20 protein-coding genes and 1 pseudogene are annotated in these 22,896 nt (G+C 61.3%); 12 read left to right on the top strand and 9 right to left on the bottom strand.

All coding sequences use genetic code 11. The features are described from left to right. Nucleotides 1-66: 66 nt before the first annotated feature. Both NKJ57_RS25065 and bluB read right to left on the bottom strand, forming a co-directional pair. Nucleotides 67-594 (bottom strand): class I SAM-dependent methyltransferase, encoded by a 528-nt coding sequence (locus NKJ57_RS25065; protein ID WP_156940739.1) that lies wholly within the window; start codon nucleotides 592-594, stop codon nucleotides 67-69. Between the two features lie 126 nt (nucleotides 595-720). Continuing rightward, a complete protein-coding gene (gene bluB / locus NKJ57_RS25070) occupies nucleotides 721-1,356 on the bottom strand; it encodes a 5,6-dimethylbenzimidazole synthase (RefSeq protein ID WP_352512939.1) in 636 nt (211 codons plus the stop codon). A gap of 2,446 nt (nucleotides 1,357-3,802) precedes the next feature. Here bluB and NKJ57_RS25075 point away from each other — a divergent pair. After that, entirely contained in the window at nucleotides 3,803-4,558 is a 756-nt protein-coding gene (locus NKJ57_RS25075) for a Crp/Fnr family transcriptional regulator (RefSeq protein ID WP_023731597.1), read from the top strand. Between the two features lie 537 nt (nucleotides 4,559-5,095). Here NKJ57_RS25075 and NKJ57_RS25080 read toward each other — a convergent pair. From NKJ57_RS25080 to panB, 7 genes and pseudogenes are all read right to left on the bottom strand, one after another. Continuing rightward, entirely contained in the window at nucleotides 5,096-6,070 is a 975-nt protein-coding gene (locus NKJ57_RS25080) for a hypothetical protein (protein WP_352512937.1), read from the bottom strand. Between the two features lie 170 nt (nucleotides 6,071-6,240). After that, complete coding sequence (locus NKJ57_RS25085) at nucleotides 6,241-6,651, bottom strand: DUF2285 domain-containing protein (protein WP_023673629.1); 411 nt, start codon at nucleotides 6,649-6,651, stop codon at nucleotides 6,241-6,243. A 58-nt stretch (nucleotides 6,652-6,709) separates the two neighbouring features. Next, nucleotides 6,710-7,084, bottom strand: a complete 375-nt coding sequence (locus NKJ57_RS25090) for a transcriptional regulator domain-containing protein (RefSeq protein ID WP_352498917.1) — start codon at nucleotides 7,082-7,084, stop codon at nucleotides 6,710-6,712. A gap of 22 nt (nucleotides 7,085-7,106) precedes the next feature. Further along, nucleotides 7,107-7,739, bottom strand: a complete 633-nt coding sequence (locus NKJ57_RS25095; RefSeq protein WP_023707030.1) for an acyl-homoserine-lactone synthase — start codon at nucleotides 7,737-7,739, stop codon at nucleotides 7,107-7,109. A 92-nt stretch (nucleotides 7,740-7,831) separates the two neighbouring features. Then, nucleotides 7,832-8,556: pseudogene (locus NKJ57_RS25100) on the bottom strand (LuxR family transcriptional regulator). A gap of 93 nt (nucleotides 8,557-8,649) precedes the next feature. Next, nucleotides 8,650-9,513: a pantoate--beta-alanine ligase gene (panC, locus tag NKJ57_RS25105; RefSeq protein WP_023740408.1), complete on the bottom strand. Its 864-nt coding sequence runs from the start codon at nucleotides 9,511-9,513 to the stop codon at nucleotides 8,650-8,652. Then, nucleotides 9,510-10,370 carry a 3-methyl-2-oxobutanoate hydroxymethyltransferase gene (gene panB / locus NKJ57_RS25110; protein ID WP_023707031.1) on the bottom strand — a complete coding sequence of 287 codons (861 nt, stop codon included), beginning with the start codon at nucleotides 10,368-10,370 and terminating at the stop codon, nucleotides 9,510-9,512. Before panB ends, panC begins: the two co-directional genes overlap by 4 nt. Nucleotides 10,371-10,532: 162 nt before the next feature. On the opposite strand from panB, the gene NKJ57_RS25115 reads away from it, so the two are divergent. The 11 genes from NKJ57_RS25115 (at nucleotide 10,533) to groL (ending at nucleotide 22,523) form a co-directional block, all read left to right on the top strand. Beyond that, complete coding sequence (locus NKJ57_RS25115) at nucleotides 10,533-11,501, top strand: NUDIX hydrolase (RefSeq protein WP_023673634.1); 969 nt, start codon at nucleotides 10,533-10,535, stop codon at nucleotides 11,499-11,501. 67 nt (nucleotides 11,502-11,568) lie between these two features. Continuing rightward, the gene (nadA, locus tag NKJ57_RS25120; RefSeq protein WP_023689934.1) at nucleotides 11,569-12,543 is read left to right on the top strand and encodes a quinolinate synthase NadA; all 975 of its coding nucleotides are present in this window, start codon (nucleotides 11,569-11,571) and stop codon (nucleotides 12,541-12,543) included. Continuing rightward, nucleotides 12,540-14,084, top strand: a complete 1,545-nt coding sequence (locus tag NKJ57_RS25125) for an L-aspartate oxidase (RefSeq protein WP_352512935.1) — start codon at nucleotides 12,540-12,542, stop codon at nucleotides 14,082-14,084. Before nadA ends, NKJ57_RS25125 begins: the two co-directional genes overlap by 4 nt. Continuing rightward, nucleotides 14,081-14,935 (top strand): carboxylating nicotinate-nucleotide diphosphorylase, encoded by an 855-nt coding sequence (gene nadC / locus NKJ57_RS25130; RefSeq protein WP_023713016.1) that lies wholly within the window; start codon nucleotides 14,081-14,083, stop codon nucleotides 14,933-14,935. The genes NKJ57_RS25125 and nadC overlap by 4 nt, the downstream gene beginning before the upstream one ends. A 92-nt stretch (nucleotides 14,936-15,027) precedes the next feature. Next, nucleotides 15,028-16,041: a biotin synthase BioB gene (gene bioB / locus NKJ57_RS25135; RefSeq protein WP_031203143.1), complete on the top strand. Its 1,014-nt coding sequence runs from the start codon at nucleotides 15,028-15,030 to the stop codon at nucleotides 16,039-16,041. Further along, on the top strand, nucleotides 16,038-17,189 hold the full coding sequence (locus NKJ57_RS25140) for an 8-amino-7-oxononanoate synthase (RefSeq protein WP_023673639.1): 1,152 nt from the start codon (nucleotides 16,038-16,040) through the stop codon (nucleotides 17,187-17,189). The genes bioB and NKJ57_RS25140 overlap by 4 nt, the downstream gene beginning before the upstream one ends. Continuing rightward, on the top strand, nucleotides 17,186-17,821 hold the full coding sequence (bioD, locus tag NKJ57_RS25145) for a dethiobiotin synthase (protein ID WP_023673640.1): 636 nt from the start codon (nucleotides 17,186-17,188) through the stop codon (nucleotides 17,819-17,821). The genes NKJ57_RS25140 and bioD overlap by 4 nt, the downstream gene beginning before the upstream one ends. Continuing rightward, entirely contained in the window at nucleotides 17,821-19,086 is a 1,266-nt protein-coding gene (locus NKJ57_RS25150) for an adenosylmethionine--8-amino-7-oxononanoate transaminase (protein ID WP_023727896.1), read from the top strand. The genes bioD and NKJ57_RS25150 overlap by 1 nt, the downstream gene beginning before the upstream one ends. After that, nucleotides 19,083-20,066, top strand: a complete 984-nt coding sequence (gene bioZ, locus NKJ57_RS25155; protein ID WP_352573781.1) for a 3-oxopimeloyl-[acyl-carrier-protein] synthase BioZ — start codon at nucleotides 19,083-19,085, stop codon at nucleotides 20,064-20,066. The genes NKJ57_RS25150 and bioZ overlap by 4 nt, the downstream gene beginning before the upstream one ends. Nucleotides 20,067-20,498: 432 nt before the next feature. Continuing rightward, a complete protein-coding gene (groES, locus tag NKJ57_RS25160; RefSeq protein WP_019863563.1) occupies nucleotides 20,499-20,795 on the top strand; it encodes a co-chaperone GroES in 297 nt (98 codons plus the stop codon). Nucleotides 20,796-20,858: 63 nt separating this feature from the next. After that, nucleotides 20,859-22,523, top strand: a complete 1,665-nt coding sequence (gene groL, locus NKJ57_RS25165) for a chaperonin GroEL (protein ID WP_286460910.1) — start codon at nucleotides 20,859-20,861, stop codon at nucleotides 22,521-22,523. Nucleotides 22,524-22,896 lie beyond the last annotated feature (373 nt).

The raw sequence follows: 22,896 nt of genomic DNA on the forward strand, positions 1-22,896 counted from the left end.
ACGACCCAAACTTCTATTCGCGCCTGACGCTCTTATGAGGATCGCAAACTCACACCCGCGGCAGGATCACGGCCTCGGAAAGGCCAGGAGGCCTTGGACAGTGGACGGACGACGGGCCTGCGACCCCTTGTCAGGCAGTCGGCATCTAGGAGCATGGTGCCGCCGACTTGGGCATCGGCGATGGTCTGTCTTGGCGACAGAGTTCGCTTCAGGACCGTCGTCGTCTCGCGCGGCTGCCAGTGTCAGTTGACGATAACAAAATGTCCGCCCGGGGGCGAGCGCCTCACGCACCGCACGTGCCAGCCGCGGTCGGTCCGGGACGCCGTCGAAGGCGTTGGCCGTGAAGACGAAACCGACGGGGCGCGACACCAGAGTAGCGAGTTCATAGCGCGTAGCCGGCGACCAATAGCAATTGGTCGCGCCGGCGCCGGTCAGCCGGCGGTGCGCGGCCTCCAGCTGGTCGGCGTAGTGCGACGACAGGCGGGCGATCGTGGCGATCGGCACAGCCGCCCCGCAACAGAGGTCGACCACCTCCATGCCCGGCTTCAGCCCGGTTGTCGCAAGCGCCATCTTCGCTGCGGTCGCGCTTGTCATGCTGCTCTTTCCTGGCCTTTGCAAGAACACGAACCTCGGCTTCGGTCGGAATGGCAATGTGGCGAAGGGCGACCCGATCTGCGTCAAGCTCATCGCCAGGGAAGAGGCGAATGATGGGCAGCCCCACTACCGCCTGATGACCACCGGCGGCCGCCGATGTTCCCAGCATTCGCGTTCCAAGGTCGGCATGTCGTGCTCCTCGCTGGCATAGCCGAGGCAGAAATAGCCGATCAGCGTCCATTCGGGCGGCGTGTCGAGAATTTCGGCCATCTCGGTCGCATCGAGGATCGACACCCAGCCCATGCCGATGCCCTCCGCCCGCGCCGCCACCCACAGTGTGTGCACTGCCATGACGGCCGAATAGTCGATGGTCGCCGCCATGGTCATGCGACCGAGCCCATGGCCTTGTCGGGTCGTGCGGTCGGCGAAGACCGCGAATTGACAGGGCGCCTCGTCGAGCCCGGCAAGCTTCAGCCGGGCATAGAGTGCGGCGCGCTCTCCCGAAAAGCGCGTGAGCGCCTCAGCATTGCAGCGCTCGAAGCAGTCTCTCACGGCAGTGCGCCGCTTGAGGCTCTCGACGACTACGAAGCGCCAGGGCTGGCTGAGGCCAACGGAGGGCGCAATGCTGGCGAGCTCGAGCAGGCGTTCCAGCGTACCCTCTGGCAGAGCCGTCGGCTCGAAGCGCCGCACATCCCTGCGCCAGCGCAGCAGCGTGATCAGCTCGGAGCGAAAATCGTCGGTGAAATCTGGAGTTGACGGCATGGCGGTCTCGTTAGGTATGGATTGGCATTAGGGAGTACAGTGTGGACAGCCTCTGCCTACGCTTGTTGCGTCCGACAATCGCGTCATGCGACCCCAACCGCAAACGATAGAAAAATCTTTCCTCGTGGGCGGCGCTATTACGATGCAATCGACCAAGCCAGTTTCGATCAGCTCGCACCGCGGTGAATCGTGTACCAGGCCGTTGCTAAATGCGCCATTGACACTCAGGCGCACCCGTATCGCTCACCAGGCCTCCGAATGCAGAGAACGTCGGCCTGGAACGCGGAGACGGCGACAGGCATCTCAGCTTGCATATGGTCGTTCCTGCCGCATCGCCTGCAACTCAGTTTGCTTCCGACCACGTCGGCCTCGACGTCCCCGAAGATTCCCCAGGTCATTCGGCAGATACCATCGTCTGACGTCATAGCGCCGCAGCGGACAGCACCAGCTGCCCAGTTTCATTTGGTGCATCGCTGAGCTTCCAGTCGCCACCGCAATTTCGTCTTCCACCAGCGTCAGGCCTGACCCAAATTGCAGCTCATCCCTCTCACAGTCAATTCGCGCTTGAATTATATGTTCTACTTTCGTTCGCTGTTCGGACGACACATTAGAAAGAGCTGGAATGGAATCTATCATCAGCCCTCGACAGCCGCCAAAGGTGGCCGCTATTCAAGCCCGCCGAAAAGTTTGGATGCCGTTCACAAGGGGAGAGCATTGGTGGGACCATGCCGGCGCCATCTACCGCTTTGTTCTTCTCGGGGAACATCGCCCGGGCCAGTGGTCTCAATCGTGACCGGAGAGTAAAAATAACTGACGCGCATCAGGGCTCGCGCACGTGGAACGCAATGAGCATCCCCAGTTACTGGCACATTCTACAATCAGCTACCAACTGACAAACGTATGGCAGGAGACGGATGAGACGTGGACGGTGTTCGACCGTCGTACCGCAGAGTCGCCATAAGTCGCATTTAGGAGGTCCTGATATTTGATGCAAATGGCTGGGAACGTTGCTCACCCTCAACTCGGAGGTGACCGTTACCATAAACAGCGGATGGGCTGGTGCCGTCATGAAGTTGGAGGGCGACTTGCCTCCTCTAGCCGTTTTCGCAACCTATTCCGTCGCCGTCTCGGTCAAGATCATAGATATCGGTGCCTACGACAGAGACCGGCCCGTGTACGTATGCGGGACCATTGCCCTTTCCGGAGGAACAGTCGACATCGCTGGCGATTGGAACACAGGCGCCTGTGTAGTTAGGGTCGCAGGATTCTTGGCCATGAGCGCTGCTGATGAAGGACGCCAGACCCAGAGCGACCGCGCCTAGACGATGAAACCGCATCAAACACCCGCCAGCTAACACCCAAGAAATCTTAGCGGGCATTTTAGCTCCATGCAATATTAGCGCTGGCTTGGGCGCCTATATATCACCACCAAGCTCCAAAGAGATAAGTTATTGCCCCACTGCAATGATCAAGATCGCGTTGAGGGTCGCGCGATGGCGGGCTACTTGATTTCGGTTTGGCAGATGCGTGGCCAAAGACCGACGCGTGCTGCCAGGCATATGCATCTTCGGCGGGGTTTGACTTTTGATATTGCTAGGCAGGAAAGTCGCTAGCTGTACAGACCAGCTTATTACCGAGGTCGAGAATCCTAGTACCGATCGGTGGTAGTGCATCCACAGCAGTCTGATTTGACAGCCGTCGTCGAGCCGGAGTTCGCATCGCCCTCTGCGGTGAGGCCTCCGTAAGCGTCTGCGACGACCGACAGAGTCGACAAGCACGCGCTTCGTTCAGCGCCCCGAGGTGATCATGGCTGAAAGCGGCCCTACAAGGGCGGCCGATAGTAGCCTTCAAGGCCTACAAGAGGCAAACGCTGTGGAATCGTGTGCAGGGCGAGGTCGGCGGTCCCGAAGGAGCATAAGAAGAACAAGGCCGAATGGCTGAAGCCGGGACTGGTCCGCCGGTCACGAGGTCGGAGGGCGAAGAGAAGCTGCGCCTCGCGAGGCTACGGATTTCTGGGAGGATAACCAAAGAGCGCGGCCAGTCTTAGGTATATTGTACGATTGTTACCCAAGCGGCGGCCGCATGGACTCTCATCATCTTGGAACTACATTGCCAGAATGGCACAGCTCTTTGAATCCGCCCCAATGAGCGCTTCATTTCAGATGATCGTGGACCACTATGAGACAGCGGTTTCACTCCAGGAGCGCATTGTAACTCGCGCTCGACAAGTCGGCTTGGCGACCAAAAGCGATGACGAATTTCTGGAGCATCTGAATGCCGCGTTAGAGCGGGTGCGCCAAAGCTTGGCTCGGGCCTTAACGTAATTGATTAAAAAATGGGACATCCGCGGTCGGCAGGCATACAGTGTGCCATCGACGGCAACTCTAAGGGCGTCCGTCGGCTGTGAGCGATCAACATGCTTCCGCCCCAATAGGGAGAGGGAGCTATGACAGACTCCAGTTCACAAACTCACACTGCCGCGCAACGCGACACCGGCCAAAATTCGATCTATCGCAATTCGCTGCTGCTTCGAATGTGCTCGGCAGATTTGGCATTGCTGCAACCTCATTTCGAAAGCGTCTCCCTTGGGCTGAAGACGCATCTCGAAGTGGCGGGGTCACCAATCAGCACCGTGTACTTCTTCGAGAGCGGTCTCGGGTCAGTGGTGGGCGAGCTGCGGCCTGGTATCGAAGCTGAGATCGGAATCATTGGTTGTGAGGGCATGACCGGCTCAGCGCTTATCATGGGCGATGACCGGTCAACGCACGATTGTTACGTCCAATTAGAAGCCCGAGCCTTTGTTATCGACGCGGGCCTCTTCACCAAGGCGCTTCTGACAAGCCCAACCTTGCGAACCTTTCTGCTCCGCTACGTTCACTACTTTCACCTCCAGGCAAGCTTCACCGCGCTCAGCAATGCCCGGATGAACATAGTCGACAGGCTCTCAAGATGGCTGGTGATGTGTGATGATCGCGTCGACGGGAACAGCTTTGCGATTACGCACGAGTTCTTATCAGTTATGCTCGGTGTCAGGCGGCCCGGCGTCACCATAGCGCTGCAAACCTTGGAGGGCCAAGGTCTGATACGCTCAATGCGAGGAGAGGTAGTCATTCTTGATCGCGCGCGTCTAATTGCGCTGGCAGATGGGTCATATGGCAGGGCCGAAGCCGAATACGCTCGGCTAGTCGGCAAACTGCATTGATCGCAGGCGCCGCGGCGTCCGTAGCGCCGCGACGGTGATCGCCAACGAATGTGCTCGAACAGGAGATGGTCGATCTCCTGCATTGGAGTCACGTAAGCCGCCTAGACAGAGCCTTCACCGCCGACGTTGCCGAGCATCGGGATCCAAGACGAAGCTGTCATGCCGGCACCGCTGCATGCGCCGCGCGAGGAACAAACCGCCCCTCGCCTTCGTTCAGGATCCCGAAGCACGATACGGCTGTGCACCACCTTCCGGCCACTCAAAGGAGACCCGAGACGACTTGGTCCGTAAAGGAGGTTTCGAAGAGCATCTGAGGCTTCGCGCGGCAGGCGATATCGAGGAGGATCTCTTGGGCGCACTGCCATCTAACCTCGATTAAACAGGCACTGATGCGCTGGCTGGAGCAATGGCGAGACTCATTGCACCAGCCAAGTTCAGGGCATGTGCAGACAACCGCTTTTGGCCCGGAACAGATCGATTGGCGGCATAGCCTTATCTTCCCTCACAACGGGAAGGCTGTTTCGGGACTTTTCGAAATCAGCGGATCACAGGCTCGCCATGGAAGCGGCGGCGCGATGGAGGAGAAACGCCGAAGCCAACTTCCATCATCAGCCGTGGCCTGTGCGACGGCACGGTGCCCATATGGAACCCGAACGGATCCTCGACGAAACCGAAACCGGCCTTGCCGGTCAGCGTGACCGGACTCTGCTTGCCGTAGACGTCCAGAACCTCTTGCGCTGGATGGCCGACGACAAGCGTAAATTGGTGCTTGAGGGCGCGGCGATCATGGCTGCCGCGAACATAGATATGCGGGCCGGTCCCCTCGTCGACGGGCACCAGATAGAAAAAGAACTTCAGCATCCGCCAGTCGTCCAGGTCGAAGTGGTATTTGCCGAGCGAAGCCAGGTTCTTGTCCGCGTCCGACGCCTGGCCGGTCGGGAAGCTCCACCAGACGCGCGTCGTGATCAGCGTCGCCTGGCCGCCGAGATAGTGCGCCGCGATATCCATGAGCAGCGGATCGTTTTGGATGGCAACGGCCGACTTACAGCCCAGAATGCGCTCGAAATAATGGCCGCTGAGCAACGGACGGCCAAATCGCGCCTCAGCCTCCGCATGCTCCGCCGGCATGAACTCGAGTCGGCGATCGAAATTGCCGAAACAAGGTGTGCACCTGGCGAATGCGGCTACATCTTCAGCCACCATTGCAGGCAGGACAAGGCCGGGAAAAAGCCCATCCATCCGCAGCGCGTCGACAACGTCGTGGCAATTGACACCGGCAAACATCGTGTCCTGGGCTCTTTGCGGCCTTCGGACCGGCTTTGCACCACGCCAGTGCATTCTCCGTGCCGGCATGGTGCGCGCCAACATGAACATGGGCAGCCACGCCGGGTTCTCGCGAATATCCGACAGGTAGGTCGGAATGCGTACGGCTATGCGACGCAGCATGCTGCCGTTTCGCGCGATTGTCTCAAGGCTTGCAGCGCCGGCTTTGTCGGAGTTCATAACGGTCATCGGGGTCCTCAGGTCATGAATGCACTTATCGACGAAGTTGGGTCCCGGTGTTTCGCCGAAACCCGATTCGCCGCGGAAGAACTAGGCGCTTGCCACGTTTTGTGCAACGCACCATTGCAGTGAGAAAATGGAGGTTGCGCGTTCGTATAAGACAATCGCAACCACTCCAATTACCTCAGGAACTGTCTGTAGCCGCCGCCCATCAGGTAGCGGCCGCGTTGGATGGCGCGACGTACCTGATCGCGAAGATGGCCGCCTGGATGACGCCAATCTTCTTCGACACGGCGTCTCCCGAACAAGGCAATGGCGACCTCCTGATGAGATGCTCCCGCCAGCGAGCCATCCAAAGCCTGCAGTACAATACGCAGACGCGCTCCGCGGTGTTCCGGCGGAAAGCAAGCAGCTGACACGCGGCGGCAATCATTGATGTCGTTCAGGAACTGAAGGGCAGCGACATGGAACTTGAGGTGCTGCGGCTGAAGGATCGCGTCGACATATAGCCGCAACGGGCGGAGGACGGACGCACCGGAAACGGCGATCTGCAGACTCCGGCAGTTCTCCCTCAGCAGCACGTGCTGCATGCCCGCAGCTGTCAGCAGGATGTCCTTGCAGCATGAGAGCGAAGAAAGGTGAAGCGGTTCAAAATCGTGGTCGAGCCCCAGCGGCTCCGCGGCCGCTCGTAGAATACAGGCGCAATCGCGCGGATCCCAAAAGACCCTCGCCGATGTAGCGTCCGACTGTGGCGCGTCCGCGAAAAAGGAGGCTCCATTGTCTTAGGAAAGCTGATTCTGTCGTCAACTCGATTATCTTCATGTCGGCCTGGGTTCCGACAAAGCAGGCGGACGGTGCCATTTTGGCGTGGTCGCGCTGGAATTGTGGATTGCGCCGAAGAAACTCCCAGGCCCAGCCAGTGCGTGGCAATCGTCTGGCGTAGTGGTAAGCGTCCTGGCGACGCCAGTCCGGCCAGCATACAAGGCCGACCGTCGCTTCCTTGGACAAACCAGCATCCTTCATGGCACAGGTGTCCACAATGGCGCTATGCTGACGGGCCTAGAACCGGTTGCCACAGTACCGGTCCGCTCAGACGTCCCCTGCTGCGGATGCGCAAAAGGCTCGCGTGGGAAATCTCGAGAAACCCAGCCACCGCCTCCGTTTTGCCGACGCACTTGGGTTCTCCGATGCGCGACAATGGCCACGTAGCAAGGCGGAGGATCCGCTCCATGCGCGTGTCCGTCACCGTTACGATCCGGGTCAGATCCTTGGCCAAGCCGAACTCGATCATGCCCGCGAAGAGCTCGTAGGTCGCCTGGGCCAGCCCGCCCGCTGCCTTGGGCGCCGACGGAGGAAGATCGAGCGCGAAACGACTGCTCTCCCATATGTCGGTGGTCGAGGGCACGACGTCAGCACCCAGCAGCACCGGGAAGGTGTCGCGCAACATTGTGGGTCCGGTGCTGGGCAAAAGACGCACGCAACCGCGAATTCGCCAGTCGGATCCTTTGAGGAGCAGATAGACAGGCTTGAGAGCATCAAACGGATCGGATTCCATCTGGTCTTCGGTATCAACTTCCCAATCGAGCCTTTCCTTGAACACCCGAAACCTGAGCCCGTGCATCTCTTTGAGCTCGCCTGCAAAATCACTGTAAAAGTCTGGTGCTATCAGTTGCATCATGGTCGCCTCCATGTGGGATGTGTTCCCGCCATCGAAGGGCAAAGCTGACAGCGATGCAGCCTGTAGAGGTTTACAGGTATCGTGGCTGAGAATCAGGATCTCGTCAGGCCGGAGGCAGCCATTCGTGCAACGGCTTGGTTGATCGTTCGAACGCCAAACTTTGCCTTGGCGTTTTCCAGATGAAAGGTCACGGTGCGCTTTGAGACGCCGAGAAGCTGGCTAGTATCCCAAGCCGACTTGCCGCGCGCCGCCCATTTCAGACACTCGAACTCCCGCGGGGTGAGCGTTACACCATCCACCACGCGGTGATCGGCGAGCCTTCGCCGGACATGGATATGAAAGTTGATGGCCACCAGCTGCAATGCTTTTTCGTAACGTGCCAGTGACCGCAACAGAGGCGGACGGGACTCGTCGGAAGCAAAGGTCAGGGCAGCAAACCGGCCGAGATGATCATGCATGGACATCGTCAGGCCGCCGCAGATGCCAAACTCAGCCGCACTCTCTAGAATTTGTTGCTGCGAATTCGGCAGACCGTGCCGAGCGCGATCCACACCCCAATCGAATGTATCCCAGCCTTGCAGCCCGCGCAGGATGACCGGATCGAGACTGTGGTACCGCTGTTGCAGATAACGTGACGTCCAGGATGAAGGATAGTTTGAATCAATTGGGGGGCGTCGCCGGAGGCTGACGGGTAGGTGAAATAGGCGAATAGCGGGAAGTCGAAGCCGGCTGCAGCGGAGGCCATTGCCTCACCGAGATCGGCAGCATCAACACTTGCAGACAGTTGCTCGACGAAGTTCTCAAACACGCGATGCATGTGTCCTGTGCGTAACCTCCGTAACGCTCAATGCCAGGCAGAGACCTTGTTTTAGATGATCCCGGACGAATACGGCGCGTGCCGAGAACGTGGCTAATCTGTTGAACCAATCCGAAATAGTCTGACGTTGTCTATGAGCCGTGTGCCGCCGAGCCAGGCGGCGGCAAGCAACCGTGCCGGTCGATCGAGGCTTGTTATCGGGTGCAGATCTGCCTCATCGCGAAGTTCCAGGTATTCGACCTCGCGATAGCCTGCAGCCAGAATTGCTGCGCGAGATTCTGCAAGCGTTGGCAGGATGGGTGAGCCGCGCTCAAGCCGCTCAGCCGTCTTGAGCAGGACCGATGATAGCTTGGGAGCAACAGCGCGTTCCGCTGGCGAGAGCCGCACATTGCGCGATGATAGCGCAAGACCGTCGGCTTCGCGGACTGTCGGACAGGCAACAATGGTGATTGGAATATCCAGATCCCGGGCCATGCGCCTGACCAGGTGAATTTGCTGAAAGTCCTTTTCGCCAAAGAAGCCGAAGTCAGCGCTGGTCTGCAGGAAGAGCTTGGCGACGACGGTCGCCACGCCGTCGAAATGCCCCGGCCGGAATGTACCGCACAGGCCTTCGCTGACACCGCAAACCGAAACGGTGGTGGCGAAGCCCGCCGGATACATCTCCTCTGCATCTGGCGCATAAAGCAGGTGCGCGCCAACCGGTGCCAGTTTGGCGGCATCCTCGTCCTCGGTGCGGGGATACGCGGCAAGATCGGCCTGGCTGTTGAATTGCTTCGGGTTGACGAAGAGCGTCACTATCACACGGTCTGCCTTCTCGAGTGCAGCGCGCACCAGGCTGAGATGGCCCTCATGCAGGACGCCCATCGTTGGCACCAGGGCTATCCTCACACCTTCGCAGCGCCATGCGGCGACGCTTTCGCGAAGCTGGTCAACGCTCCTGACGATCGGCACGCTCACGCTGCTTCTCCGCTCTTGGTGGCGTCCGTGTCGGCGGGCTTGGGCGCATCGGCAAACACGTGCTCTGCGGCGGGAAACTGGCGCTCCTTCACCTCGCGCGCATAGGAAGCGATCGCAGCCGCAGCCGCCTCCCGGAGTTCAGCATAGCGCTTGACGAACTTGGGCCGGAAGTCGCCGAAGAGGCCCAGCATGTCGTCGACGACGAGAATCTGGCCGTCACAGGCTGCCGAGGCACCGATGCCAATGGTCGGGGTCGCCACCTCCTTGGTGATCCGGCGGGCGAGCGCCTCAGGAACCTTCTCCAGGACGACCGCAAAGGCGCCCGCTTCGCCCACCGCAATTGCGTCGCGCCTGATGCGCTCGGCATCCCCGCCCCTGCCCTGTACGCGGTAGCCACCGATGGTGTTGATGGCCTGCGGCGTCAATCCGACATGGGCCATGACGGGCACGCCGCGTGCGGCGAGGAAGCCGATCGTCTCTGCCATCGCTTCGCCGCCTTCGAGCTTGACGGCCGTGCAGCCGGTCTCGGCCATGACGCGCGCGGCATTGCGGAAAGCCTGCTCTGGGCTTTCCTCGTAGGAACCGAACGGCAGGTCGACCACCATCAGCGCCTGCTTGATGCCACGGCGCACCGCCTGGCCGTGCGTGATCATCATCTCCAGCGTGACGCCGAGCGTCGAGGGCAGGCCGTGGAGAACCATGCCGACGCTGTCGCCGACGAGCACCACATCACAATGGGGATCGACAAGCCGGGCGACTGGGGTGGTGTAGGCGGTAAGGCAGACGAGCGGCGTCCCACCTTTGCGCGAACGAATATCCGGCGGTGTGATCGCCCTGGTGTCACCATAAGCGCTCATGGGACCCTCCTTCCCCTACGTTACCAGCTGCGGCTGTCGCCTTTGGCACATTTTTGTGCAGGTGCGAAGAGCAAAAAAATGGCCATGCAGCTGCGGGGTGTTGACGTGCCAATTGGCACGCTTACACTAAATCGATTAAGGTGCCCCCGAGTTGGCCAAATAATGGACGATCAGGCAATAGGACTCAGGAAAGACAGAGCCGCCGGCAAGGCCGACAACGTCAAAGTGGACTTGATCGCCTTTGTGGTCGCCGTAAACGGCAGTCAACCCTGTGTCCTCACCATCGGCCAGGCGGACACCTTGCCCTCCGGTCCCTTTGCGCTTGAGCACCGATCGCTGCAATCCGGCTTGAGGGGGTGGGTCGAGCAGCAAACCGGCCATCGGCTGGGGTACATTGAGCAACTCTACACGTTCGCGGATCGGGATCGCATCGGCGCCGAGCGCCAGCAGCGCGTCATCTCCATCAGCTATCTGGCATTGACGCGCAAGGAACAGGCAGCGGGCTCGCCCAAGTGCGGATGGCAGAGTTGGTATGAATATTTTCCATGGGAGGACCACCGCTCCGGCACGCCTGCGGTCGTGCTGGACGTTCTGCGGCCGCGCCTGATCGAATGGGCAAACGGGGTTGGCGATTCGGCCACGCGACGTGAACGCTGGCAGCGGGCGACGATAGCCTTTGGCTTCGACGACCGCCTTTGGAACGAGGAACTCACGCTTCAACGCTATGAGTTAGTCTACGAAGCAGGCCTGGTCCAAGAGGCCGTAAGAGGGCGGGACGCAGGACCCCCGCCGCTGGTGCCCAGCAAGTCCATGGTCGCCGATCATCGCCGCATCGTGGCGACCGGCATTGCGCGGCTGCGCTCCAAGATCAAATACCGCCCAGTCGTCTTTGAGCTGATGCCGCCGGTCTTCACGCTTTTGCAGCTGCAGCGAACCGTGGAGGCGCTCGCCGGCAGGCTCATCCACAAGCCGAACTTTCGCCGACTGATCGAACAGCAGGAGCTGGTCGAGGAGACCGGAGAGGCCACCACTGAGACCGGCGGCCGGCCAGCGAAGCTTTTCCGTTTCCGCCACGCCGTTCTCGACGATAGGCTCATCGCCGGGACAAAATTGCCGCTGGCGCGGGGTTGACATCCCTTATACTCACAGCAAGTATATGCTGGTTATTTTCAGTTAGAGTATAAGCGGGAGGGGGTCGATGGGCGCCATGCTGCCTACGGCCGCGTTGCTCTACGAGCGCGTCCGACGAGTGATCCCGCCGAGTGAATGGCCGGCTTTCGCCGAGGATATCGAGGCGATCCTTGCGCTGAAGCGCGAGCGCAACGCGATCATCCTGGCGCACAATTATCAGACGCCCGAGATCTTCCACTGCGTGGCCGACATCGTCGGCGACAGCTTGGCACTAGCCCGCACGGCTGCGACGGTCGAGGCGCAAGTCATCGTGCTGGCCGGCGTCCATTTCATGGCCGAAACGGCCAAGCTCCTCAATCCGGGCAAGACCGTGCTCATTCCGGATCTCAGCGCCGGTTGCTCGTTGGCGGACTCAATCACGGCAGAAGACGTGCGCTTGATGCGCCAGCGTTATCCCGGCGTTCCGATCATCACTTATGTAAATACGTCCGCCGAAGTGAAGGCCGAGTCGGATATCTGCTGTACATCCGGCAACGCCAAGGCGGTCGTCGAATCCCTTGGGGTTCTCCGGGTGATCATGTTGCCGGACGAATATCTGGCCCAGAATATCGCCGCTCAGACAGATGTGCAGATCATCGCCTGGAAAGGGCGTTGCGAGGTGCATGAGCGCTTTACACCGGCCGACATCCGCGAGTTGCGCGAAAGCCATCCCGGCGTGGTCGTGCTCGCCCATCCCGAATGCCCGCCCGACGTCGTGGCTGAAGCAGATTTTTCCGGCTCGACGGCTGCCATGTCCGACTATGTCGAAAGGCAAAGGCCGCCACGTGTCGTGCTGATGACGGAATGCTCAATGAGCGACAACGTCGCGTTAGCGCACCCAGAGGTCGAGTTCATCCGGCCCTGCAATTTGTGCCCGCATATGAAGCGGATCACGCTTGCCAACATCCGCACGGCGCTCGAGCAGAACCACCATGTCGTAACCGTCGAACCCGGGATCGCCGGGCGCGCGCGGCTAGCGGTCGAACGGATGCTGGCAGTTTGAGCGCCGACCTCCGCAGCTTCTTCGGGCGGCCCATCATCATCGGCGGCGGCATCGCCGGACTGATGACCGCGCTTCAACTGTCGCCGGAGCCGGTGCTTCTTCTGTCAAGGTCGCTGCTGGGAGCTGACAACTCGAGCACCTGGGCCCAGGGGGGCCTGGCTGCAAGTTTCGGCGAAGACGACGATCCGGCAATGCACCTGGCCGATACGGTTGCCGCCGGGGATGGTCTCTGCGACAGAGACGTGGCGAGCCGCATCCTCCAAGCCGCGCCCAAGGCCATAGAGGGGCTTGCGGGCTTTGGGGTTCGCTTTGACCGCACGCCGGAAGGATCACTGTGCCTCGGATTGGAGGCCGCACACAGCCGACGTCGCATCGTTCATGCGCATGGGGACGGCACCGGGCGTGAGATCATGCGTGCGCTGATCGCGGCTGTGCGTTCCACTCCGTCGATAGTTGTCGTGGAGGGCGTGGAAGCGCGCCGGCTCGCAGTGCGAGAGAATGCGATCCGAGGCGTCTGGGCGAGCTGTTCGATCGCACCTTTCTTCTTCGGCTCACGGCGGGTGGTTCTCGCCACCGGTGGCATCGGGGGACTGTTTCTCGACACCACGAACCCTTGGGGCAGTTGCGGACAAGGCCTTGCGCTTGCGGCCCGCGCTGGAGCTGTCCTAGCCGACCTCGAATTCATTCAGTTCCACCCGACCGCGCTTGACGGCCCAGAACGCCCTATGGCGCTGGTCAGCGAGGCTGTGCGAGGCGAAGGTGCTGCCCTGATCGATGAAACCGGCCAGGCTTTTCTCCAGAGCGTGCCCGGGGCGGAACTTGCGCCTCGCGATGTCTTGGCCCGCGCCGTGTGGAACCATCTTGCGGACGGCCACCATGTTTTTCTCGATGCCCGACAACGGCCAGGCCTGGCATTCGCTCGACATTTCCCGACAATCGCATCAGCCTGCCTTGGAGCGGGCATCAATCCCGCGCGCGATCTCATCCCCATTCGTCCGGCCCAACACTACCACATGGGTGGCGTTGCCGTGGACAGCTCGGGCAGGACCTCCGTCAAGGGGCTGTGGGCCTGCGGCGAAGTCGCTTCGACAGGACTGCATGGCGCCAACAGGCTCGCCAGCAATTCCTTGACGGAGGCAATCGTGTGCGCCCGCTGGGTCGCTGAAAGCGTCGCCGGAACGCCTGCGCGCAGAACAAGGCCTGCGTTTGCGAACGTTTACCCACCGCCCGCTCCGATAGCCGTGCGCGTTTTTCTGTCGCGCGCACTCGGCATCGTCCGGGATGGTCAAGCGTTGAAAGCAGCCGCGCGTGCCTTATTGCCGCTCGCCGAAAGCAAGGATGCGGTCTCGGATCCGGCGGCTGTCGGGCTAATGATTGCTGTTGCCGCCTTGTTGCGCGAAGAAAGCCGCGGCGCTCATTACCGGACAGATTTTCCTCATCATGAGACTGCCGCCCGACGGTCCGAAATCACGCTCGAAGCCGCCTTGGCGGCTGCGCGGGAACTCGGACACTCGCCAAGCTCCGAAGGTGCAAAGGGATGATGCTCTCACCGCTCCCCACGGTCCTGCTTGAGCCGCTTGTACGGGCATCTCTTCTTGAAGACCTTGGCAGAGCCGGCGACTTGACCACGGACGCCATCGTCCCGAAGGAATGCCAAGCGGGAACCGTGTTGGTGGCGCGACAGTCCGGAGTTGTCGCCGGCATCGATCTGGCGATGCTCGCTTTCGGCTTGATTGATCCTGGTGTCGAAATCTCCGTGGAGCGGGCAGACGGCTGCAATGTCGTGGATGGAGAGGTCATTGCATCAGTGGTTGGCCCGGCCCGGGCCATTCTCACAGCCGAAAGGACGGCACTCAATTTTTTGTGCCATCTGAGCGGCATCGCCACAGCAACGGCATCGATCGTCGCTGCGGTTCGTGGATATGGCGCGAAGATCGTCTGCACCCGCAAGACGACGCCCGGATTGCGGGCAGTCGAAAAGTATGCCGTGCGCGCAGGTGGCGGGTCCAATCACCGCTTCGGCCTGGACGATGCAATTTTGATCAAGGACAACCACATCGCCATCGCAGGCGGCGTCCGGCCAGCGCTCGAGCGAGCACGAAGAGCGGCCGGTCATCTCGTCAAGATCGAAGTCGAGGTCGATACTCTGGCCCAGTTGGAGGAGGTACTTGGCTTCGCTCCCGATGCGGTTCTGCTCGACAACATGTCCCTCCCCGATCTTCGCCGCGCCGTCGCAATGGTCGGTGGCCGCGCTATCACCGAGGCTTCTGGCGGGATCACGTCGCATACAGCGCGAGCGGTTGCCGCGACCGGCGTTGATCTGATTTCGGTCGGCCGACTCATCCACAGCGCGCCGATCCTGGATATCGGCCTCGACCATCGGGGCTCATGATTGTCTGAGTAACGAACAGGATTGGGTCAACTGTCCTTTCCGATCATCATAGTCAGATAGCAAAGACCCGCAAGACAGACCGGAGGAACAGCATGGAGATGCAAACGGCAAGTTCAACGCAGACACCGCCACAGGCCAAATCTCTTGACCCCCCTGACCCTGGAGCGTGGACCTTGGAGAAGGCTCAGGCACTTTACCATGCCCCCTTCAACAATCTCCTCTTCCTGGCGCAAACGGTGCACCGCCAGAATTTCGATCCAAACAAGGTCCAGCTCAGCCGGCTGCTCAGCATCAAGACCGGAGGATGCCCGGAGGATTGTGGCTATTGCAGCCAGTCGGCGCGTCACGAAACCGGGTTGGAGGCGTCCAAGCTGATGGATGTCAGGCGCGTCATCGCCGAAGCGACCAAGGCGCGTGATGCCGGCGCCACCCGTTATTGCATGGGCGCGGCCTGGCGAAACCCCAAGGCGCGCGACATGGATGCGGTGGTGGCGATGGTCGAAGGCGTCAAGGCGCTGGGCCTGGAGACCTGCATGACACTCGGCATGCTCGATCTTGAGCAAGCCGCTCGACTGAAGCAGGCGGGCCTCGACTACTACAACCACAACATCGATACGTCAGAACGCTACTATAGCGAGATCATCGGTACGCGGAGCTTTGCCGAGCGGCTCGAGACGCTTGACCACGTTCGCAAATCCGGCATCAAGGTCTGCTGTGGAGGCATTGTCGGCATGGGCGAGGAGCCGGTGGACCGGATCGACATGCTGGTGACGCTGGCCAATCTGCCGGAACATCCGCAAAGCGTTCCGATCAACATGCTGATCCCGATCGCCGGTACGCCGCTTGCAGACGCCAAGCCCATTGAGCCGATCGAATTCGTGCGCGTGATCGCGCTGGCGCGCATCATGATGCCGAAATCGCATGTCCGTCTGTCCGCCGGCCGCACCGCGATGACTGACGAGATGCAGGCGCTGTGCTTTTTTGCCGGCGCCAACTCGATCTTCTTCGGCGACACGCTGCTGACGGCGGACAATCCCGGTGAGGACAAGGACACCTTGCTGTTCCGGCGCCTTGGCATCGATCCGATGGAACTCGAGGCGCAATGAACGGGGCGCCGCTTGCCCGTTATGATGCGACCTTGCAGGGGCTAGCGCGCAAGGACCGGCTGCGGACGCTTTCGCCCCGCGCCGGGCTGGACTTCTCGTCGAACGACTATCTCGGGCTGGCCGCGTCCAGAAGACTTGGCGATGCGGTTGTGGCGGCGATTGCGCGGGGCACGCCGGTTGGCGCCACCGGGTCGCGGCTGTTGCGCGGCAATGCACCGGAACACGAGCAGCTCGAGGCAGACGCGGCGGCATTCTTTGGAGCCGACCGCGCGCTGTTCTTCGGCAGCGGCTACATCGCCAACTTCGCTCTGCTGAGCGCCCTGCCGCAGAAGGGCGATCTTTTGGTTGTCGATGAGCTCGCCCATGCCAGCATGCATGAGGGTGCGCAGGCCGGGCGCGCACAGTTCGTGCTGGCCGCGCACAACGACGCCACCGCTGTCGAGGATGCGATTACACGTTGGCGCGTCGCAGGCGGCATGGGATGCGTCTGGATCGCGGTGGAAAGCCTTTACAGCATGGATGGCGACTGCGCGCCTTTGGAGAGCCTGGTCGCACTTGCCGATCGGCACGGCGCATTCATCGTCATTGATGAGGCGCATGCCACCGGCGTCTGGGGACCGGATGGCCGGGGGCTTGCCGCCGCTTTCGAGGGCCGCGACAACATCATAGCGCTCCACACCTGCGGCAAGGCGCTCGGCGCATCTGGTGGGCTCGTCACCGGGCCGAGGGCACTGTGCGAATATCTGATCAACCGTTGCCGGCCATTCATCTACGCAACCGCGCCATCGCCACTGATGGCGGTCGTGGCGCGCGAGGCACTCGCAATGCTCGCCGACGAGCCTATGCGGCGTGTTCAGCTGCATGAACGCGTCGCCAGCGCCGGCCGGTTGGTCAATCGCTGGGGTGTGACACCAAGTGGCTCTCAGATCCAGCCCTTAGTAATCGGCGATGTCAGGCGCACCATGGCAGTGGCGGCGCGCCTGCAGGCCCGCGGCTTCGACATACGCGGCGTTCGTCCTCCGACCGTGCCCGAGGGCACGTCGCGGCTGCGCATCTCACTGACGCTCAATATTGGCGAAGCCGACATTTCCGCCATGGTCGAGGCGCTGGTCGAGGTGTTGGCCGAAACATCACCGGAGGCGATATGACCCAACGCATCGTCATCACCGGAACGGATACCGGAGTTGGCAAGACCGTGTTTGCGGCTGGGCTCGCCGGTTTGCTGGACGGCTTTTACTGGAAACCGGTGCAATCGGGCCTCGACGGCGAGACCGACAGCGAGGTTGTCGCGCGGCTTGCCGGCTTGCCCTCAGAGCGCGTGCTGCCGGAAGCCTACCGCTTGCGGAGCCCGCTGTCGCCGCATCGTTCGGCCGAGATCGACGGCGTGGCGATCAAGGCTGCCGATCTTGCTTTTCCCGTCCTACCGACGCCGCTCGTCATCGAAGGCTCCGGCGGCCTAATGGTGCCGCTCAACCGGCGCACAAGGTTAATCGACATCTTCGCTGAATGGCGGCTGCCCGTTATTCTGTGCGCCCGCACCACACTCGGCACCATCAACCACACCTTGCTATCGGTCGAGGCGCTCCGCGCCCGCTCCATCCCGTTGGCGGGCATCGCTTTCATCGGCGATGAGATGGCCGATACGCAACGGACCATCGTGGAATTCAGCGGTGCCCCGCAGCTCGGCAGGCTGCCGCACCTCGATGTGCTGACGGGGAAAACACTGAGGGACGCAATGGTTGCCGGCTTCGCCTTCGCCTCGATTACTGGAGGTGACTGATGTCGCAGTCTCATGTGTGGCATCCCTTCACCCAGCACGCACTCGAGAATGCGATCCCAGAAATCGTCCTGACTGAGGGCGCCTATCTCCACAGGGCCGACGGCGCCCGCATCCTGGACGCCATCTCCTCCTGGTGGGTCGTCACACATGGCCACCGCCATCCCCGCATCATGAAGGCAATCGAGACAACCGCGTCGAGCCTCGACCAGATTATCTTTGCGGGCTTCACGCACGAGCCGGCAGAGCGCTTGGCCAAGGCGCTTGTCGGCCTCGCTCCCGCTGGACTCGACTGGGTGTTCTATTCCGACAGTGGCTCGACCTCAGTCGAAGTCGCGCTGAAGATGGCGCTCGGTTATTTCCGCAACATCGGCGCGCCGCGCTCGCGCATCGTCGTCATGGAGCACAGCTATCATGGTGACACGATTGGAACGATGAGCGTCGGTGCGCGTGGCGTGTTCAACGCCGCCTATGAACCCTTGCTGTTCGAGGTCGACATCATCCCCTTTCCGGCCGCGGGGCACGAGCAGGAGACGCTGGATCGTTTCGAGGCTGTGACCCGCGATCGACGAGCCGCAGCCTTGATCGTCGAGCCGCTGGTGCTGGGCGCCGGCGGCATGCTGATGTATCCAGCATCGGTTCTGGCCGAATTGAAGAAGATCACTGAGGCCTCCGGCTCGCTGCTGATCGCCGACGAGGTGATGACCGGCTGGGGACGCACCGGAACCATGTTCGCCTGCGAGCAGGCATCGATTTCTCCAGATATCCTGTGCACCTCCAAAGGCTTGACCGGCGGCACCATCCCGCTGGCCGTAACGCTTGTCACCGATGCCATCTTCCGGGCGCACTATTCCGAGGACCGGAAGAAGACGTTTTTCCATTCGAGCTCCTACACCGCCAATCCGATTGCCTGTGCGGCAGCACTCGCCAATGTCGAGATCTGGCGCGACGAGCCAGTGGCCGGGCGGATCACGGCCTTGAGCGTGATGCAGGCCGTCGGGCTGCAACGCTTTCGGGACAATCCATATTTTGCCGACTGTCGAGCCACGGGAACGATCGCGGCGCTCGACCTGCGAACCGGTTCAGCAGGTTATCTCGCCGAGATTGGTCCGAAGCTGCGCGCTTTCTTCCTCGAGCGCGGCCTACTTGTGCGCCCGCTCGGCAATGTCCTCTACCTTCTGCCACCCTATTGCATCGCAGGCGACGAGCTCGAACGACTATATGACGCCATCGAGGAGGCCGGGGAACGCTTCGGGTCAAGGCCATGAGCAAGTCGTCGCGCATTCTCGGACTTGGCCATCACGTGCCTGGGCGCAAGGTGGCCAATGCCGAGATCGAGAGCAATCTCGGCCTCGAGCCGGGCTGGATCGAAAGGCGTACCGGAATCCGTTCGCGCTTCTGGGCAACGGACGAAGACACGCTGTCGGGTCTTGCCACCCGGGCTGGCGACATGGCGCTGGTGAACGCCGGTATTGCGCGCCACGACATCGGTCTGCTGTTGCTTGCCACCTCGACGCCCGACCATCTTCTGCCGCCAAGCGCGCCGCTGGTCGCACACAAGCTTGGCCTTGGCCGCGCAGGCGCGGTCGCTCTTACCGGCGCCAGCGCCGGCTTCATCTATGCGCTCATGTTTGCGGACGGGTTCACCCGCCTGCATGGCAAACCAGCGCTGGTCATCGCCGCCAACATCCTCAGCCGCCGCATCAATCCAGCCGAGCGCGCGAGCTCAGTCTTGTTCGCCGATGCCGCCGGCGCCCTGGTGATCGGTCAGTGCGATGATGCTGATCGGGGCATTCTCGGTGCCTCGGTGGCTTCGGACGGCTCGCGCTACGGGCTGATCCAGATTCCCGCAGGAGGAAGCAACACGCCGTTCCATGGCGACCTCGACCTCGGGCAGACCCGGATGACGATGACCGACGGGCCCCAAGTGTTCGCAAAGGCCGTCGAGATGATGACCGATTGCTCGACAGCCGCGCTAGCCACTGCGGGAGTGCGGCCACACAATGTCGGCCGGTTTGTGCCGCATCAGGCCAATACTCGGATTTTCGGCGCGGTCGGAAGAAACCTCGGCATTGCGGACCAAGCAATTGTCAAGACGATTGCCGAATACGGCAACTCTTCGGCCGCGACGGTCCCGCTGTCGCTCTCGCTCGCCAACCAGATGAAGCCATTCCAGCCAGGAGAGAAAATCCTTCTGGCGGCGGCGGGTGCGGGTCTCAGCGGCGGCGCTCTCGTGGTTGGAATCTAGCCGGCCGGCTCACGCGCGCAGGATTGGTCATGAATGGCAATAGGAGCAACAGAACCAATGCCAAAAAATGGCCTTCTGAAGCTCGACATGACCAAGCTGACGCAGCACGACCCGTGCGAGCCTCTGGATGAGTTCAAATGCAACACCCGTTGCACCAATCGTACCATCTGAATAAAGCTCAATTACAGAGGGTGAGCCGCCCCATATATGTCGGATACCCGACATTGTTCACATAAAAGGCTCGATGCTTACACGCTCTTTGCTGGCTGCTCTTTGCTGTCTTCTCTTTTCTCTTTGCTCTTTGCTCTTCCGTCTTGACTAGCAGGAGCCTGCGGCTTATCTCATTGCCGCGTTAGCACTCGCTTCGGCTGAGTGCTAGGCATGCTCCGGCAACGGAGCACCGTTCAACATCCGCACCAAGGAAATCCAAAAATGGCAAAGTCGAATTTCCGGCCGCTGCATGACCGCGTGGTCGTACGCCGGGTCGAATCCGAATCCAAGACCGCCGGCGGGATCATCATCCCGGATACGGCGAAGGAAAAGCCGCAGGAAGGCGAGATCATCGCCGTCGGCTCCGGCGCTCGCGACGAAGCCGGCAAGCTGGTCCCGCTGGACGTCAAGGCCGGCGACCGCATCCTGTTCGGCAAGTGGTCGGGCACCGAAGTCAAGCTCAATGGCGAAGACCTTCTGATCATGAAGGAATCCGACATTATGGGCATCATCGGCTGATTATCGGCCTCACCGTCAACTGAATTTCGGGCTTGATCGCAAGCCCCTGCCAGGAGCTAAAAAATGGCTGCCAAAGACGTAAAATTCTCCCGCGACGCGCGCGAGCGCATGCTTCACGGCATCAACATCCTCGCCGACGCGGTGAAGGTGACCCTCGGCCCCAAGGGCCGCAACGTCGTCATCGACAAGTCGTTCGGCGCACCGCGCATCACCAAGGACGGCGTCACCGTCGCCAAGGAAATCGAACTTTCCGACAAGTTCGAAAACATGGGCGCGCAGATGATCCGCGAAGTTGCTTCGAAGACCAACGACATCGCCGGTGATGGCACCACGACCGCGACCGTCCTGGCGCAGTCGATCGTCCAGGAAGGTAACAAGGCCGTTGCCGCCGGCATGAACCCGATGGACCTGAAGCGCGGCATCGACCTGGCCGTGACCGAAGTGGTCGCGGCTCTCGGCAACGCTGCCAAGAAGATCAAGACCTCCGAGGAAGTTGCCCAGGTCGGCACGATCGCCGGCAATGGCGACGAGTCGGTCGGCAAGATGATCGCCGAAGCGATGCAGAAGGTCGGCAATGAAGGCGTCATCACGGTTGAAGAAGCCAAGACCGCCGAGACCGAGCTGGAAGTCGTCGAAGGCATGCAGTTCGACCGCGGCTATCTCTCGCCCTACTTCGTCACCAACGCCGACAAGATGGTTGCCGAGCTCGAGGACGTCTACATCCTCCTGCACGAGAAGAAGCTGTCCAACCTCCAGGCCATGCTGCCGGTTCTCGAAGCCGTCGTGCAGACCTCCAAGCCGCTGCTCATCATCTCGGAAGACGTCGAAGGCGAGGCTCTGGCCACGCTGGTCGTCAACAAGCTGCGCGGTGGCCTGAAGATCGCCGCCGTCAAGGCGCCGGGCTTCGGTGATCGCCGCAAGGCCATGCTGGAAGACATCGCCATCCTCACCGGTGGCCAGGTCATTTCGGAAGACCTCGGCATCAAGCTCGAGAATGTCGGCCTCAACATGCTCGGCCGCGCCAAGAAGGTGTCGATCTCCAAGGAGAACACCACCATTGTCGACGGCGCCGGCAAGAAGGACGAGATCCAGGGCCGCGTTGCCCAGATCAAGCAGCAGATCGAAGAGACCACGTCGGACTACGACAAGGAGAAGCTGCAGGAACGTCTGGCGAAGCTCGCGGGCGGCGTCGCGGTGATCCGCGTCGGCGGCGCGACGGAAGTCGAAGTCAAGGAAAAGAAGGACCGCGTCGATGACGCCCTCAACGCGACCCGCGCGGCCGTGGAAGAAGGCATCGTTGCAGGCGGCGGCGTCGCTCTCCTGCGCGCTTCGGCCAACATCAAGGTCACCGGCGTCAATGCCGACCAGGCTGCCGGCATCAACATCGTTCGTCGTGCACTGCAGGCTCCGGCCCGTCAGATCGCTTCGAACGCAGGTGCGGAAGCTTCGATCGTTGCCGGCAAGATCCTCGACAACAAGGGCGCGACCTACGGCTACAACGCCCAGACCGGCGAATATGGCGACATGATCGCCATGGGTATCGTCGATCCGGTCAAGGTCGTTCGCACTGCCCTCCAGGACGCGGCCTCGGTCGCCGGCCTGCTCGTCACCACCGAAGCCATGATCGCGGAGGCTCCGAAGAAGGAGTCAGCTGGCGGCGGCATGCCTGGCGGCATGGGCGGCGGCGGTATGGGCGGCATGGGCGGGATGGGCGGTATGGATTTTTAATCCAGCCCCTATCAACTTACAGCGGACAGGGCGGCAGCAATGCCGCCCTTTCCTTGTGTGCCGAACATGATCGAAACCTTGGAGTGCGTCCCGAGGATCTCGTTCGAGCCTCACCGCATGGTCGAGAATTAGGATCTTGTCTGATCGAGCAATTCGCGGGCTCAACCTGGTCAAACCGGCGCCCCCTACGAACTGCCCGATCCTTGAGGATTCCGCTGCGCCACAATCACGATGATTCATTCAGTTGGTAGCTATTGGCGGTGAATCATGAGGGGCATTGAGGAGCGTGGCAAGGCGCCCATCTCGGCATTTAACTCCATCGAGCGTGATATCAGGGACAATTCTCTCATCGGAACCGGCGGCTGGCGTTGAA

Source organism: Mesorhizobium sp. M0077 (assembly GCF_040322955.1).
Lineage (GTDB): Bacteria > Pseudomonadota > Alphaproteobacteria > Rhizobiales > Rhizobiaceae > Mesorhizobium.

What these genes read in the sequence shown, in the direction of transcription:
- NKJ57_RS25150 (WP_023727896.1), top strand. Translation starts at nt 17,821, where the DNA reads ATGTCGCAGTCTCATGTGTGGCATCCCTTCACCCAGCACGCACTCGAG.
- groES (WP_019863563.1), top strand. Translation starts at nt 20,499, where the DNA reads ATGGCAAAGTCGAATTTCCGGCCGCTGCATGACCGCGTGGTCGTACGC.
- NKJ57_RS25140 (WP_023673639.1), top strand. Translation starts at nt 16,038, where the DNA reads ATGAACGGGGCGCCGCTTGCCCGTTATGATGCGACCTTGCAGGGGCTA.
- NKJ57_RS25115 (WP_023673634.1), top strand. Translation starts at nt 10,533, where the DNA reads ATGGACGATCAGGCAATAGGACTCAGGAAAGACAGAGCCGCCGGCAAG.
- NKJ57_RS25095 (WP_023707030.1), bottom strand. Translation starts at nt 7,739, where the DNA reads ATGATGCAACTGATAGCACCAGACTTTTACAGTGATTTTGCAGGCGAG.
- bioB (WP_031203143.1), top strand. Translation starts at nt 15,028, where the DNA reads ATGGAGATGCAAACGGCAAGTTCAACGCAGACACCGCCACAGGCCAAA.
- panB (WP_023707031.1), bottom strand. Translation starts at nt 10,370, where the DNA reads ATGAGCGCTTATGGTGACACCAGGGCGATCACACCGCCGGATATTCGT.
- nadA (WP_023689934.1), top strand. Translation starts at nt 11,569, where the DNA reads ATGGGCGCCATGCTGCCTACGGCCGCGTTGCTCTACGAGCGCGTCCGA.
- nadC (WP_023713016.1), top strand. Translation starts at nt 14,081, where the DNA reads ATGATGCTCTCACCGCTCCCCACGGTCCTGCTTGAGCCGCTTGTACGG.
- bioZ (WP_352573781.1), top strand. Translation starts at nt 19,083, where the DNA reads ATGAGCAAGTCGTCGCGCATTCTCGGACTTGGCCATCACGTGCCTGGG.
- NKJ57_RS25085 (WP_023673629.1), bottom strand. Translation starts at nt 6,651, where the DNA reads ATGCAGCACGTGCTGCTGAGGGAGAACTGCCGGAGTCTGCAGATCGCC.
- NKJ57_RS25080 (WP_352512937.1), bottom strand. Translation starts at nt 6,070, where the DNA reads ATGACCGTTATGAACTCCGACAAAGCCGGCGCTGCAAGCCTTGAGACA.
- NKJ57_RS25065 (WP_156940739.1), bottom strand. Translation starts at nt 594, where the DNA reads ATGACAAGCGCGACCGCAGCGAAGATGGCGCTTGCGACAACCGGGCTG.
- groL (WP_286460910.1), top strand. Translation starts at nt 20,859, where the DNA reads ATGGCTGCCAAAGACGTAAAATTCTCCCGCGACGCGCGCGAGCGCATG.
- bioD (WP_023673640.1), top strand. Translation starts at nt 17,186, where the DNA reads ATGACCCAACGCATCGTCATCACCGGAACGGATACCGGAGTTGGCAAG.
- NKJ57_RS25090 (WP_352498917.1), bottom strand. Translation starts at nt 7,084, where the DNA reads ATGAAGGATGCTGGTTTGTCCAAGGAAGCGACGGTCGGCCTTGTATGC.
- NKJ57_RS25075 (WP_023731597.1), top strand. Translation starts at nt 3,803, where the DNA reads ATGACAGACTCCAGTTCACAAACTCACACTGCCGCGCAACGCGACACC.
- bluB (WP_352512939.1), bottom strand. Translation starts at nt 1,356, where the DNA reads ATGCCGTCAACTCCAGATTTCACCGACGATTTTCGCTCCGAGCTGATC.